Origin of the sequence: Salibacterium qingdaonense, from assembly GCF_900114715.1 — a bacterium.
Lineage (GTDB): Bacteria > Bacillota > Bacilli > Bacillales > Marinococcaceae > Salibacterium > Salibacterium qingdaonense.
On sequence record NZ_FOTY01000001.1, the window covers coordinates 87,472 to 101,131 of the forward strand.

At 51.9% G+C, this 13,660-nt stretch carries 13 protein-coding genes; 12 read left to right on the top strand and 1 reads right to left on the bottom strand.

Translation table 11 applies throughout. The features are described from left to right. Window positions 1–15 precede the first annotated feature (15 nt). The 5 genes from BM058_RS00395 to BM058_RS00415 all read left to right on the top strand — a co-directional run bounded on the left by BM058_RS00395 (window position 16) and on the right by BM058_RS00415 (window position 4,697). On the top strand, window positions 16–1,641 hold the full coding sequence (locus BM058_RS00395; RefSeq protein WP_090925062.1) for a PucR family transcriptional regulator: 1,626 nt from the start codon (window positions 16–18) through the stop codon (window positions 1,639–1,641). Window positions 1,642–1,772: 131 nt separating this feature from the next. Beyond that, a complete protein-coding gene (gene pucL, locus BM058_RS00400) occupies window positions 1,773–3,197 on the top strand; it encodes a factor-independent urate hydroxylase (protein WP_090925063.1) in 1,425 nt (474 codons plus the stop codon). 18 nt (window positions 3,198–3,215) lie between these two features. Continuing rightward, window positions 3,216–3,569 (top strand): hydroxyisourate hydrolase, encoded by a 354-nt coding sequence (gene uraH, locus BM058_RS00405; protein ID WP_090925064.1) that lies wholly within the window; start codon window positions 3,216–3,218, stop codon window positions 3,567–3,569. Window positions 3,570–3,717: 148 nt separating this feature from the next. Beyond that, on the top strand, window positions 3,718–4,467 hold the full coding sequence (locus BM058_RS00410) for an SIMPL domain-containing protein (protein WP_090925065.1): 750 nt from the start codon (window positions 3,718–3,720) through the stop codon (window positions 4,465–4,467). 98 nt (window positions 4,468–4,565) lie between these two features. Then, window positions 4,566–4,697, top strand: a complete 132-nt coding sequence (locus BM058_RS00415; RefSeq protein WP_245736747.1) for an SDR family oxidoreductase — start codon at window positions 4,566–4,568, stop codon at window positions 4,695–4,697. A gap of 49 nt (window positions 4,698–4,746) precedes the next feature. Here BM058_RS00415 and BM058_RS00420 read toward each other — a convergent pair whose 3' ends face one another. Continuing rightward, window positions 4,747–5,373 (bottom strand): LysE family translocator, encoded by a 627-nt coding sequence (locus tag BM058_RS00420; RefSeq protein ID WP_090925066.1) that lies wholly within the window; start codon window positions 5,371–5,373, stop codon window positions 4,747–4,749. A gap of 188 nt (window positions 5,374–5,561) precedes the next feature. Between BM058_RS00420 and nhaC (BM058_RS00425) the strand changes: the two genes are divergently transcribed. The 7 genes from nhaC (BM058_RS00425) (at window position 5,562) to BM058_RS00455 (ending at window position 13,657) form a co-directional block, all read left to right on the top strand. Next, window positions 5,562–6,986 carry a Na+/H+ antiporter NhaC gene (nhaC, locus tag BM058_RS00425; RefSeq protein ID WP_090925067.1) on the top strand — a complete coding sequence of 475 codons (1,425 nt, stop codon included), beginning with the start codon at window positions 5,562–5,564 and terminating at the stop codon, window positions 6,984–6,986. 305 nt (window positions 6,987–7,291) lie between these two features. Continuing rightward, window positions 7,292–8,389 carry a histidinol-phosphate transaminase gene (gene hisC / locus BM058_RS00430; RefSeq protein ID WP_090925068.1) on the top strand — a complete coding sequence of 366 codons (1,098 nt, stop codon included), beginning with the start codon at window positions 7,292–7,294 and terminating at the stop codon, window positions 8,387–8,389. A 64-nt stretch (window positions 8,390–8,453) separates the two neighbouring features. Then, complete coding sequence (gene nhaC / locus BM058_RS00435; RefSeq protein WP_090925069.1) at window positions 8,454–9,899, top strand: Na+/H+ antiporter NhaC; 1,446 nt, start codon at window positions 8,454–8,456, stop codon at window positions 9,897–9,899. Between the two features lie 6 nt (window positions 9,900–9,905). Next, window positions 9,906–10,424, top strand: coding sequence for a GNAT family N-acetyltransferase (locus tag BM058_RS00440; protein ID WP_090925070.1), 519 nt, complete (start codon window positions 9,906–9,908; stop codon window positions 10,422–10,424). A gap of 24 nt (window positions 10,425–10,448) precedes the next feature. Further along, window positions 10,449–11,513 (top strand): pyruvate dehydrogenase (acetyl-transferring) E1 component subunit alpha, encoded by a 1,065-nt coding sequence (gene pdhA, locus BM058_RS00445; protein ID WP_090925269.1) that lies wholly within the window; start codon window positions 10,449–10,451, stop codon window positions 11,511–11,513. Further along, on the top strand, window positions 11,513–12,511 hold the full coding sequence (locus BM058_RS00450) for an alpha-ketoacid dehydrogenase subunit beta (protein WP_090925071.1): 999 nt from the start codon (window positions 11,513–11,515) through the stop codon (window positions 12,509–12,511). Before pdhA ends, BM058_RS00450 begins: the two co-directional genes overlap by 1 nt. 18 nt (window positions 12,512–12,529) lie before the next feature. After that, complete coding sequence (locus BM058_RS00455; RefSeq protein WP_090925072.1) at window positions 12,530–13,657, top strand: biotin/lipoyl-containing protein; 1,128 nt, start codon at window positions 12,530–12,532, stop codon at window positions 13,655–13,657. The last annotated feature ends 3 nt before the right edge of the window (window positions 13,658–13,660 follow it).

Here is a 13,660-nt window from a genome sequence, read left to right on the forward strand (position 1 = left end):
AAGGAGGGCTTTGGCATGCACCTGGAAGACATTTTAGAGCTTCCGGTATTTGAGCAGGCCGAACTAGCGGCTGGAGAAAACGGGAAGAAACGGGGAGTGCAGCACGTCAACATGATGGATGCGCCGGATATTGTAGATTTTCTGCGTAAAGACGATCTGCTTGTGACCACGGCCTATCATTTTAAAGACGATACGTCGCTGCTTCTTGAGCTGATGGAACGGATGGCGGAACAGGGGTGTTCCGGCCTGGGCATCAAAACGGGAAGATTTTTGGACAGCATCCCGTACGAAGCACTTGCTCTGGCGGACCGGCTCGCTCTACCGCTGATCGAACTGCCGCGTGACGTCCGGCTTGGTACGATTGTAAATCAGACCCTCAGCTCTATCCTGAATATGCGGACGAATGAACTGAAACATGCCATGGAAGCGCACCGCGCGTTCACTCATCACATTATGAGCGGCAAGGGGCTGAAGCCGCTGCTGCAGCAGGCTGCATCCATGATCGGTCATCCCTGTCTGCTGCTCGATCAGCATTCCAAACCTATAGCATCCTCACAATCTCGTATGGATATCGCTGATGATATGGAGAGATTGCAGCGAAGAGGCTATTCTTTTTTTCTTCCGCAAGCATCTTATTCCAGCTTCACCCTGCTGCAGGAAAACGGAAAAACGCGGACGGTTACCGTTTTTCCCATTTATACTCACCAGGTCAGGTGCGGGACGTTCGTCGTCCTCGGTGATATTCCGGATGCCGGCAGCGGTGCCATATTGACGGTAGAGCAGGCGACTAACGTCATTGCTTTCGAATTGATGAAGGAAAATGCCTTGAAGCAGTACGCCCGCCGCGCGAAGAATGATTTTTTCATCAATTTTGTGGAAGATGCGTTTTCCTCCAATGAAGAAATCATCAACCGCGCCAAGGAATTCAATCTAAGCAAAAATCAGAAATATATCGCTGCGGCCGGGCGGCTTGATGAAGATGAGGTCCGCCTTAGTTTCGCCCAGCACCAAATGGAAGCGGATCGCGTCTATGAATATCTGGAAGAAGAGCTGGACGTGTTCATGTTACCGGCTCATTTCTTTATGAAAGGTAACATGTGTCTGCTGCTTATCGAGATTGATGATATGCCTGGGGATATTCATGATGTGGTCGAGGAGCTGCTGGAAGAACTGCAGATCAGCATCTATACTCAGTTCGAGCGCTCGATTTCGTTTGGCATGAGTAATATCAGCCGTCAGTTCCTCGAGGTGAAAGAGGCGTATAACGAAGCTGTGAATGCCCTGGAATCCGGTCATTTATCAGGCAGCCGCTCGTTTATCCAGGCTTATCATACGAAAGATATTGCGGAATTGCTGCGCATTATTCCGTCGGATGATCTGGAGAAGTTCTGTGCGTACACGCTTCAGGCTCTGTCGGATGTGTCCAAGGGGGACCAAAGCCTGCTGCATACTTTGTCGGTGTATCTTGAGACTCACTGTCAGATATCAGAAACGGCAAAAAGGCTGTATGTACACCGCAATACTGTCATCTACCGGCTGGAAAAGGTTGAGCAGATACTCGGACAGGACCTGAAAGATCCTGAGACCACCCTGCGGCTGCGGCTCGCCCTGCGGATACAGACATCTCTTCAGTTGACATGACATGCATAGTAACCAATATTTCTTTTTTCTTTTAGTCATGATAGCTAATGATGCAGCTTGGACTTTTCGTTAGGATATGGCATAAGATACAAACTGATGTGAAGAAAAATAACATATTGGTGGTGGGGAAGATGACATGGGTGAATAAAATCAATGGTATGACCCGGGAAGCATTTATCGAAACGTTCGGCGGTCTGTTTGAACATTCGCCCTGGGTGGCGGATAAAGCGGAAAACGAACGGCCGTTTTCGTCGTTTGAAGGGCTTTTTGAAACGATGAGAGGCGTGGTGGAGGCGTCCGGCCGGGAAGCGCAGCTGGGGCTGCTCCGCAAACATCCACAGCTCGGGGCTAAAGACAAGATGAGCTTCACTTCCTCGCAAGAACAAAAAGGAGCCGGATTGGACCGGTTATCCGAAGAGGAATTCGAAACGTTTCTCAGATTAAACGACCAATACCGCGAAACGTTCGGCTTCCCTTTTATTCTAGCGGTGAAGGGACAGACGAAGCGTGACGTCTATCAGTCGCTGCAGGAGCGGCTCTCGAGTGGATATGAACAGGAATTTCAGACAGCACTGCAGCAGGTGTACCGGATTGCCTGGCTCCGCCTGCAGGATAAGATGACACCAGTTAGGAGCGATAGTATGCGTCGAACCATGTCTTATGGAAAAGGGAATGTTTTTGCCTATCGTACATTTATGGAGCCGTTGACCGGACTGAGCGTGATTCCTGAATCTCCTTTCACCCAAAAAGATTATACCGTTTTCGGACTGAATGTCACGGTGGAACTTGGCGGGGAAGCGTTTCTGCCGTCCTTCACAGAAGGGGATAACAGCGCTGTTGTCGCGACAGATTCCATGAAGAATTTTATCCAGCGGCATTTGGGGTCGTTCACTGGAAAAACGGCAGAAGGTTTTGTTCAGTACGTGTCGGAGGCTTTTTTGAGGAAATATCCGCATATTGAATGGGTTCAGATGACGGCCGAAGAGCTGCCGTTTGAAACGGCGGTATCGAACGGGGAATCCGGCGGTCTGGTATTCAGCCGATCGAGAAATGAGAAGCTGCAGACCTTTATTCAAATGGAACGAAACGGGGCGGAACCGGTCGTTACCAGACAGTACAGCGAAGTACGGGATCTTCAGCTCGTCAAAGTGAAAGACAACTCTTTTACCGGTTTCATCCGTGATGAGTACACCACTCTCCCCGAGGACAGCAACCGTCCGTTGTTTGTGTATGTAAACATAGGCTGGACGTATGAAGACGGGGACGATGCGTACGCCGAAGATCCATCGAGGTACGCTGCGCCCGAACAGATACGGGATATCGCGGGCGCGGTGTTTGAAGAGGTGGCGTCCCCGTCCATTCAGAGCCTGATCTACAGCATTGGACAACGGGTGCTCCAACGATTTCCGCAGCTCACAGAAGTAACATTTGAATCGCAGAACCGTACATGGGACACGGTCCTGGAAGATATAGACGGCAGTGAGGGAAAAGTGTACACCGAACCGCGTCTGCCTTTTGGCTTTCAGCGTTTTTGCGTGACACGTGATGATTTGTAAGAAAGGAGGTGCAGCTGCATGAGCGGCCTGACAACCCATATATTGGATTTAATGCATGGTCGACCGGCTTCCGGGGTCTACCTGGAACTCTATCGGATAAAAGACGGACGGTTTGAAAAAGTAACGGAATCGAGGACAAACGAAGATGGCAGGGTAAGCGGCCCGCTTCTCGAAGCCGGCCAGATGGAGGCCGGGGAATATGAGCTGCTTTTTGATATAGGAACGTACTTTGAAGAAAAGCAGGCAGCCACCGCTGATCCCCCGTTTCTTGGAAAAGTGGCGGTCCGGTTCGGGATCGCCGCCCCGCAGGAACATTATCACGTGCCGCTTCTGGTATCGCCGTGGGGGTACCAGGTTTACCGCGGCAGTTAGAGGCAGTCATTCGCTGATGCAAAAGAGTAGTTGAAAAAATGTGAATAAATTGTAACCTCCTGTACTTCTTCCCGACATAAGGGGTAGACAGAGAAAAGCAGCAGGATAGGACCCCAATGCAGAAAAATTCAGGAGGAGGAATTATATCATGTTGAAAACACGAAGGAAGAAGGTAGCAGGAGCTGTTGCAGCTCTCACGGCAGGAGGCTTTCTGTGCGCCGCCGCTTTCAGTACAGCGCCTGCCGAAACAGCAGAGGCCGCATCATCCGAAAGCAGCGTGCAAGCCGGGACTATTGTCGTACAGGGAGAATCCAGTGTCAGCGTAGAACCGGATACGGCACAGCTCCGGCTCGGTGCCGAAGTGACCGACACATCCGCCAGCACCGCGCAGCAGCAGGTCAGTGAACGAATGAGCGCCATCCGTGAAGCGATCAATCAATATGACATTTCGGAAGAAAATATCGAGACCTCCTATTTCGGCGTGAACACCGACCGCGCGGCAGAAGGGGGAGAAGAACAATTCCGCGCCCGCCACATCCTGTCCGTGGAGTTCAGTGAGATCGACCAGGTCGGCCAGCTGCTGGATGACGCTGCCGCTGCCGGCGCCAACCAGATTCAGCAGACCCGTTTCACCCTGCAGGATCAAACCGAGTATGAACAACAGGCCCTCCGACAGGCTGTCGAAAACACATCCGCTAAAGCCGAAGCCATGGCCGCCGGTGCCGGAAAATCAAGCGGAGCCGTCCTCCAGATTTCTGAAAACGGCGCCCAGGTCGACCTCCCTACCGGCAACTACGCCCGCGAAGAATCGCAGAGTGCTGCCGATAACAGTACCTCTATCGAACCCGGCCAGGTTGATATCACCCAGCGGGTCAGCGTGGTTTATGAGTTGAATTAAAAATTGCGCCGCAAAGTGGTGAATAAAGATGAAAAATCCCTGTGGATTTTATATCTACAGGGATTTTTAAGTCTATTATGTAAGTACTTCATGACAAGATGTTATTCTTCAATAAAGGATACGGTACGCTGGCTGAAGCGGCACTGGTTGTTCTTTTCCTTGCTTCCGACAAAGCTTCGTTTGTAAACGGTTCCCTATACAATGTAGACGGCGGCATGCAGGCGGACTAATATCCGTGTGATGCGAACAGCCTTTGGTGCAGGGCACCGGGGGCTGTTTTTATTTTTCTCCAAGCACCAGCTGGACCCCGATGATGATGAACAACAGGCCCTGCACGAGATTCATTTTGCGCGCGGCGCCGGGGTGATTCGTGAGCATCCGCCCGGCCTGATGAGCGAGCAGGCTGACCGTGCCGAACACGAGAAAGGCCTGTGCGATAAAAATTCCTCCCAGCACAGAGACCTGCAGCGAGGCGGGGCCGGCGCCGGTGTGGATGAACTGCGGCAGAAGCGCGAGAAAAAAGAGCGCTACTTTCGGATTCAGCAGGTTCATGATGATGCCTTTTCCATACAGATTCCGGTAGGAGGCGCCGCTGTGCTCCGGCATGTCGAGGCCGGGATTCTCCCGGTCTCGGAATGCTTTCCAGGCAAGGTAAAACAGGTACAGGGCGCCGGCGTATTTCACAATCGAAAATGCGAACGCGGACTGATAGATGACAGCGGAAATTCCGACTGCCGCTGCCGTCATATGTACAAGCAGGCCGGTGCAGAGACCGCACGCCGTTACTACGCCGGCTTTCGCGTTCTGTGCTATGCTTTGCGCGGTGACAAATAAAATGTCGGGACCGGGGCTTAGAGTAAGCAGAACCGCGGTCCCTAAAAAAGCGAGCAGTGCTGTAGTATCCATGGTTATTCCCCTTTGTACGATGCTGCGGATGAAATGTCTTCCTCTCATTGTTCTGATTCCTTTGTTTATCGTATCATAGGTTAGGAGAAAAAATCGCAGCTGTTCTGCGCGCTTAACTTTACTACTTTAAAGCATTTCAGCTCAGCGTTGAACCACCATTATTTTTTAGAAAGACGGGGAACGACGACATGAAAACAAGACAGGCAACGTTAACCGGATCTCTCATTGTACTGCTTCTGATTACCGTCGTACTTGGTGTCAGTATTCTGCATTACGGGGTCCTGCCGCACATCCCGATTGTGCTGGCAACGATTATTACAGCGGTATACGGGCTGATGCTCCGGTACAGCTGGAAGGACATGGAGCAGTCCATGGTAAAAGGCATTTCTTACGGGATACCGGCTGTTCTGATTTTAAGTCTGATTGGTATATTGATTGGGGTATGGGCTTTGAACGGCACGGTGCCGACGATCACGTTCTACGGGCTTCAGGTACTTTCGCCGGATTTCTTTTTGGTGACAGCCGTTATCATTACAGCGGTGGTGGCCACGATGACCGGGAGTTCGTTGAGCGCGATGGGGACGATTGGTGTATCGCTGATGGGCGTCGCCTACGGTATGGGGATCTCGCCTGAAATGACAGCGGGGGCGATTGTGTCCGGGGCCATTTTTGGTGACAAATTGTCTCCGCTGTCGGATACGACGAATCTGGCGGCGGCTACGGCCAAAGTGGATGTGTTTGCACACATCCGCCACATGCTTTGGACGTCGGTACCGGCTTTTCTTATTGGATTAATTATTTTCGTTTTTATTGGATTTACGAACAGTCAGGGAGGTGCCGATACGTCCCAGGTGGATGAAATGGCCCGCACGATGCAGTCTGAATTTATGATTACGCCGGTGACGCTGTTGTCCCCGCTTCTCATTATTGGTCTGGCCGCACGCCGCGTCAAACCTGTGCCTTCGCTTGCGATCGGTCTTGTTGCCGCGGTGCTGACGACGTTTTATACCACCCCGGGGGCAGGTCTTGGTGACATTATGACGGCTGCTCACGAAGGCTACACCGCAGATACCGGAATGGAATCAATAGACAGCCTGCTCTCTCTCGGCGGTCTTGAGAGTATGTTATCCGGAATATCTCTGATCATCGTGGCGCTTGGGTTCGGGGGATTGTTCCGCGGTATCGGCATCGCCCATGCGCTGATCGACAGCTTGAAACAAGTTCTCCGTAAAAAAGGCAACGTCATCACTTCGACTGTTGTATCCTGTTTCGGCGTGAACGCGGTGATCGGGGAGCAGTATTTATCCATCATTCTCCCGGGCCAGATGCTGGAGGATTCCTACCGCAGGGCCGGACTTCATCCGAAAAATCTGTCGCGGACACTGGAAGACGCCGGTTCGGTGCTGCATCCGCTGATTCCGTGGGGTGTGATAGGAGCGTTTGTGATGACGACGCTGGATGTCGGCATGGGGTATGTCTTCTTTACCTTCACCAGCCTTGTTACGCCGTTTATCACCCTGTTTTACGCCTATACCGGCTGGGCTCTGACCCCGCTTGATAAGGATAGTGAAAGCATGGTGGACGCCGGCGGGGATACAGATAAAACATTTTGAGGTAAAAATCCGAACGGATGGAAAAGAATTCGTTCGGATTTTTCTATATTCATGACTGCCATCTGGTTTTTTATATATGGATTTCCTATAGAATACCAATGTTTTTTATATAAATTTAAAGAAAACGCTTTCAAATATACTGCGGTGACAGGGATGCGTGACAGCGTCCCTTGACGTGCGGGCTTTCCTTTACTACTTCAAAGCATCTCAGCTTTAAATGATATTCTTGTGAAGGCGGCGGAATCTCTCTACTATTACAGGCAGTATCATTCATTTATTTTTCACAGAAGGAGGTTTTATCAGAAATGGTGAAACCGAGAGCACAAATGACAGAGGTGGCGATGTATTCGCCGGGCAAACCGGTGGAGGAGCTGCAGCGGGAACTCGGTCTGTCCCGGGTCATTAAGATGGCTTCTAATGAAAACCCTTACGGATCCTCGCCAAAAGCAAGAAACGCGATGATGGAGGAGATGGAAAATATTCATTTCTACCCGGAAGTGACCGCACCGGTGCTGGCGGATGCACTGAGCAAACATCTGAATGTCTCCTCCGATCGTTTCATTTTCGGAAACGGTTCTGATGAAATTATCCGGATGCTTACTCGGACGTATGTGAATCCGGGCGAGGAAGTGGTGATGGCAGAGGTCACGTTTCCGCGTTACCGTACGAACGTCTTTATTGAAGGCGGAGTGCCGGTAAGCGTTCCAATGCGGGACGGGACCCACGATCTTGAAGGAATGAAAACAGCGCTGAATGAAAGGACGAAAATGGTGTTTGTCTGCAATCCCAATAATCCGACCGGTACCATTGTCGGCGAACAGGAACTGCTCCGTTTTCTGGAAAGCATTCCCCCGGATGTTTTGGTCGTACTGGATGAAGCGTATTATGAATACGTGCATTCCGGCGATTACCTGGAGTCATTGGAGTATCTGGATCAATTTCCAAACCTGATTATTCTCCGCACATTTTCTAAAGTGTACGGCATGGCGTCCGTCCGGGTTGGTTACGGTATCACCCAGCCGGAAATCGTTCAGGAACTGCTGAAAGGGAAGGAACCGTTTAATGTCAACCGGCTGGCACAGGTTGGAGCGGTTGCGGCCCTGGAAGATAATGAATTTCTGGAGAATACACTCAAAAAGAATAAAGAAGGCCGGATGTATCTCGAAGATGCCTTCAAACGGCTGGGGCTGTCCTCTTTTCCAACACACACGAATTTTATTATGGTGGATGTGAAACAGGATGCAGCAGCGGTGCACGAAAGTCTGTTGAAGCAGGGAGTCATTATCCGCCCGGGCCATGTGATGGGATATCCGACAATGCTGAGAGTGACCATCGGTACAGAAGAGGAAAACGAGCAGTTCAGTCGCGCACTGGAAAAAACACTCGAAGCGATGAACGTATAATATATCTTTTTGACATCGTTTTTGAATGCGCTTTCAATTTTTAAGGAAAAACGGGGGTTAAATCATGGAAACGAAAAAAGCAACGTTAACCGGGTCCCTTGTCGTTCTGCTGCTGATCATTGTGGTACTCGGCGTCAGTATTCTGCATTACGGCGTGGCGCCGCACATCCCAATTGTACTGGCTACAATTATTACAGCCGTGTACGGGCTGATGCTCAAATTTTCGTGGAAAGACATGGAGCGGGCGATGGTGAAGGGAATTTCCTACGGGATCCCGGCCATTCTGATTCTCAGTCTGATCGGTGTGCTGATCGGGGTATGGGCGCTGAACGGAACGGTGCCGACAATTACATTCTACGGACTGCAGGTGCTGTCGCCGAGCTTCTTCTTGGTATCAGCTGTCATCATTACAGCGGTGGTGGCGGTCATGACTGGAAGTTCGCTGAGTGCGATGGGAACGATCGGTGTGTCGCTGATGGGTGTCGCCTACGGCATGGGTATTTCCCCGGAAATGACAGCTGGTGCGATTGTATCCGGCGCGATTTTCGGTGACAAACTGTCTCCGCTTTCGGATACAACGAACCTGACGGCTGCGACGGCAAAAGTGGATGTGTTTACCCATATCCGTCATATGCTGTGGACGACCATTCCGGCTCTTGTCATTGCACTGATTATCTTCGGTGTCATAGGTTTTACAACCAGCCAGGGAGGGGCTGATACCTCTCAGGTGGATGAAATGATCAGCACGATGCAGTCTGAATTTATGATTACACCTATCACGCTGATTTCGCCGTTATTGATCATTGGTCTTGCGGTGCGCAGGGTGAAGCCGGTGCCGTCTCTTTCGATGGGGTTGATTGTTGCGGTGCTTACAACATTTTACACAAGCCCGGGATCGAGTTTCGGCGATATTATGAACGCTGCCCATGGCGGATATACAGCTGATACCGGGGTGGAGTCGATTGACAGTCTGCTGTCGCTCGGAGGACTGGAAAGTATGCTCTTCGGTGTATCACTAATAATCGTGGCGCTTGCGTTTGGCGGTCTGTTCCGAGGCATAGGGATTGCACATGCGTTGATAGACAGCATGAAAAATGTTCTCCGCAAGAAAGGCAATGTCATCACCTCCACTGTTGTGTCCTGCTTTGGCGTGAACTTTGTGATTGGGGAACAGTATTTATCCATCATCCTTCCGGGACAGATGCTGGAAGACTCTTACCGTAATACCAATCTTCATCCGAAAAACCTCTCGCGGACGCTGGAAGACGCGGGATCTATTCTGCATCCGTTGATTCCGTGGGGTGTCATTGGTGCCTTTGTGATGACGACACTGGACGTCGGCATGGGATATATCTTCTTCTGCTTCCTTTGTCTGGTGACACCGTTTATCACGCTGATCTATGCGTACACCGGCTGGACGCTCACACCGCTGGATGAGGATACGGGCAGCATTGTCGATACCGAAGAAGAGGAAACCGACGAGAATTCGTCCCGGTCGGAAGCGTTGTGATGTGCCATGACGATCCGAAACGCAAAGGTCGAAGATGCCCGAAAGATCGCAGAGCTTCATATCGAAGGATGGCGCCGGGCGTATGACGGGATTTTTCCGGAAGACGTACTGAAAGAACTGGATGTGACGGATTGGACAACGTGGTGGTCCGACATGCTGCAGCAATCGCAGGTCATCACGAAGATCGTCGTCTCCGAATACGGAACGATTGTTGGAGTGGTCAGCGGTGGACCGCTTCGCGACTCTTTCATTTCGGGATATGACGGGGAACTGTATGCAATATATCTGGCTCCGGAAGTGCAGGGAACGGGTTTGGGACGAAAGTTGTTCTTATCGATGGCCGGACAGCTGCAGGAATACGGCTTTACGTCGATGATTGTCTGGCTGGCTGTGAAAAACGAAACCCGCTATTTTTATGAAAAATATGGACCTGTGGAAGTGAAACGTGTCATTAATCAATACGGTGTGGAAGATGCGGCGTACGGATATACGCTGCAGAACCTCACAGACATCGAAAGAACATGAAGAAAGGACGGTGATCGGCAGATGATGCTGGATCAATTTCCGATGCGTCAGATATTGAATGAAGAGGGACAGGTAATCGAAGGAGAACAGCTGCCTTTTTCGATAGAAGAGGTCAAACGGTTTTATTACCTGATGCTGCGGGCGCGCATGCTTGATAAAAAAAGTGTAAATATGCAGCGGCAGGGCCGGATCGGCACCTACGTGCAGTATGAAGGACAGGAGGCGGCCCAGGTCGGAAGTGCGGCGGCACTCGAAGACGGGGACTGGATGTTTCCGACGTACCGTGACCATGCGGCGACCCTTACATTTGGTCATTCGATGCGGAACCTTCTGCTGAACTGGCGGGGGCGGCTGGAAGGCGGACTGCCGCCGGAAGGGGTGAATATTTTTCCGCCGGCGATTCCGATTGCTTCCCAGCTCCCTCATGCGGCCGGTGCGGCCTGGGCGGAGAAAAAACGCGGCACGGACCGTGTTTCCCTTGTCTATTTCGGTGACGGTGCCACGTCGGAAGGCGATTTTCATGAAGGATTGAACTTTGCCAGTGTGTTCCAGGTACCGGCGGTGTTTTTCAATCAGAATAACGGCTTTGCAATCAGTGTGCCGATGGAAAAACAGATGCACGCCAAAACGATTGCCCAGAAAGGGCTCGGCTATGATATTCCGTGCGAACGTGTCGACGGTAACGATATTACCGCTGTCTATACGGCGGTGAAAGAAGCGGTGCATCGTGCCCGGAGCGGGGGAGGTCCGACGCTTCTCGAGGCAGTAACATGGCGGTACGGTGCTCATACGACAGCAGATGATCCGACCAAATACCGGGATCAGTCAGAAAGTGAGCGCCGCCGGGAAACGATGGATCCGCTGCTCCGCCTGGAACGTTATCTGAAACATCAGGACGCCTGGAAAGATCAATGGGTGTCTTCCCTGGAGGAAGAGATCTCAGCGGAAATCGAGCAGGCAGTGGAAGAGATGGAAAACTATCCGGAAGCCGATATCAGTCAGTTGTTTGATCATGTCTATGATGTACCAACATGGACGCTGCAGGAGCAGATTGACGAACATCTGGCAGTGAAAGGGAGGAATGGCTGATGACAACAACAGTGGAAACCAAAAATCTGACCATGATCCAGGGGATTAATGAAGCGCTCCGGACCAAACTGGAGGAAGATGACCAGGTGCTCGTGCTCGGCCAGGACGTCGGGGTGAACGGCGGTGTGTTCCGCGCGACGGAAGGACTTCATGAACAGTTCGGCGGCGAACGGGTCATTGATACTCCACTCGCCGAGTCCGGCATCGTCGGGACTTCGGTCGGCATGGCGGCGAACGGGTTCCGGCCGGTGGCGGAGATGCAGTTTCTCGGCTTTATTTATCCGGCTTTCAACCAGATTATGACGCACGTCAGCCGTATCCGCCAGCGTTCGATGGGGCGCTATACAGCGCCAATGGTAATCCGGGCGCCGTTTGGAGCAGGCGTTCGTGCGCCGGAGGTTCATTCCGACAGCGTCGAAGCGTTGTTTACGCATATGCCGGGTGTGAAAGTAGTGGTGCCTTCCAACGCTTATGATGCCAAAGGCCTTCTCATTTCTGCCATCGAAGATCCGGACCCTGTCATTTTTCTTGAGCCGATGCGCTGTTACCGGTCTTCCCGCACGGAAGTCCCGGAAGAAAAATACACGGTTAAGCTCGGCAAAGCAGCCGTGCGCCGGGAAGGAGAAGACATTTCTGTATTCACCTGGGGGGCCATGACCATCGAGACGATGAAAGCTGTGGAACAGGTGGAACAGGAAGAAAATATCACCTGTGACGTGATTGATCTGCGCACGCTGTATCCCATGGATAAAGAAGCCATTGCCGCCTCCGTTCAGAAAACAGGACGCGCCCTTATCGTTCATGAAGCACCTGCCACCGGCGGAGTAAGCAGTGAAGTCATGGCTGTTATTAATGATACGTCGTTTTTGTACCTCTGTTCTCCGGTGGAACGCGTCTGCGGCTTTGACACGCCGGTGCCGGTGTATTCTCTCGAGAACGAATACATTCCGAGCCCGGAAAAAATTAAACGTGCCATCAGACGCAGTGTTGCGTTTTAATGGAAAGGAGGCGGAACGATGTTTGAAGTGAAACTTCATGATATCGGCGAAGGCATGCACGAAGCCGAAGTGCTGCATTATTTTGTCGAGACGGGGGATGCCGTAAAAAATGACCAACCGCTCGTGGAAGTGCAGACGGATAAAATGAACGCAGAAATTCCGTCGCCGCGCGCAGGGACCATCAAAGAGCTGAAAGCGGCGGTCGGTGACGTAGTAGAAGTTGGAAATACGATACTTGTGCTGGATGACGGACAGGAAGCATCGGAATCTGGTGCTGCTTCCGGTTCGGAAGCCGGGAAAGCGGAACCGGCAGGAGGGGCTCCTACTGCGGTGAAATCCAAAACGGAAACAGCTGCGGCTGTCATGACACCGCCCCGGCATAAACGGGTTATCGCAGCACCGCACACGAGACGGATCGCCCGGGAACAAAAGGTGGACATCGAACAGATTGAAGGAACGGGTAAAAATGGCCGGGTGCTGGATGAAGACATTTTTACCTTCGCGCGGAACGGGGATAACGTTGGGAAAGCGACGGCAGAGCCGCAGGAAGAAATGATGCCGGACACGGCGGCGCTTTCTGAAACAACCGGCTTTTTTACCCTGCCTGCTGTCAGTTACCGCCGGGAAGTGGATGTGACCAAGGTGCAGGAGCGCCGGAAAGTGCTTCAGGAGCACGGATTGAATATATCTGTGACCGCGTTTGTGATCAAAGCACTGCAGACAGCCTGGTCGAAGAGTTCTTTGAAGCAGGCGGAAGAATGTCATATCGGCCTTGTGACGGAGACAGAAACCGGTTTTGCCGTCCCGGTGCTGGAAGATGTGCAGCATATCTCGTTATCCCGCATTGACACTGGGCGCAGGGAGGCATCATCTTCTGACACTGCTCCGGTACTGGCGGTGACGAATATGGATCCGGAAGAGGACACGCCGGTTCCGATGGGCTGTACGAAAGTACCGACGGCTGTTCTGCATCCTATTACGGAAAAAGCAGCGGTGAAAAACGGGGAAGTATCGGTATGTGACATGATGGAAGTTACGCTGACCATCGATACGCGTCAGGTGCCGCCGCAGGCAGCGGCAGGTCTCCTCCGCGAGACGGCAGGCCTGATCGAACATCCCGACTTGATGCTCGCGGAAATGGTTTGAGAG

Bases quoted from the DNA above. Each gene is read 5' to 3' on its own strand.
- BM058_RS00450 (WP_090925071.1), top strand. From the start codon at position 11,513: ATGACAACAACAGTGGAAACCAAAAATCTGACCATGATCCAGGGGATT.
- BM058_RS00420 (WP_090925066.1), bottom strand. From the start codon at position 5,373: ATGGATACTACAGCACTGCTCGCTTTTTTAGGGACCGCGGTTCTGCTT.
- nhaC (WP_090925067.1), top strand. From the start codon at position 5,562: ATGAAAACAAGACAGGCAACGTTAACCGGATCTCTCATTGTACTGCTT.
- pdhA (WP_090925269.1), top strand. From the start codon at position 10,449: ATGCTGGATCAATTTCCGATGCGTCAGATATTGAATGAAGAGGGACAG.
- BM058_RS00410 (WP_090925065.1), top strand. From the start codon at position 3,718: ATGTTGAAAACACGAAGGAAGAAGGTAGCAGGAGCTGTTGCAGCTCTC.
- BM058_RS00440 (WP_090925070.1), top strand. From the start codon at position 9,906: ATGACGATCCGAAACGCAAAGGTCGAAGATGCCCGAAAGATCGCAGAG.
- BM058_RS00455 (WP_090925072.1), top strand. From the start codon at position 12,530: ATGTTTGAAGTGAAACTTCATGATATCGGCGAAGGCATGCACGAAGCC.
- BM058_RS00395 (WP_090925062.1), top strand. From the start codon at position 16: ATGCACCTGGAAGACATTTTAGAGCTTCCGGTATTTGAGCAGGCCGAA.
- uraH (WP_090925064.1), top strand. From the start codon at position 3,216: ATGAGCGGCCTGACAACCCATATATTGGATTTAATGCATGGTCGACCG.
- pucL (WP_090925063.1), top strand. From the start codon at position 1,773: ATGACATGGGTGAATAAAATCAATGGTATGACCCGGGAAGCATTTATC.
- nhaC (WP_090925069.1), top strand. From the start codon at position 8,454: ATGGAAACGAAAAAAGCAACGTTAACCGGGTCCCTTGTCGTTCTGCTG.
- BM058_RS00415 (WP_245736747.1), top strand. From the start codon at position 4,566: ATGTTATTCTTCAATAAAGGATACGGTACGCTGGCTGAAGCGGCACTG.
- hisC (WP_090925068.1), top strand. From the start codon at position 7,292: ATGGTGAAACCGAGAGCACAAATGACAGAGGTGGCGATGTATTCGCCG.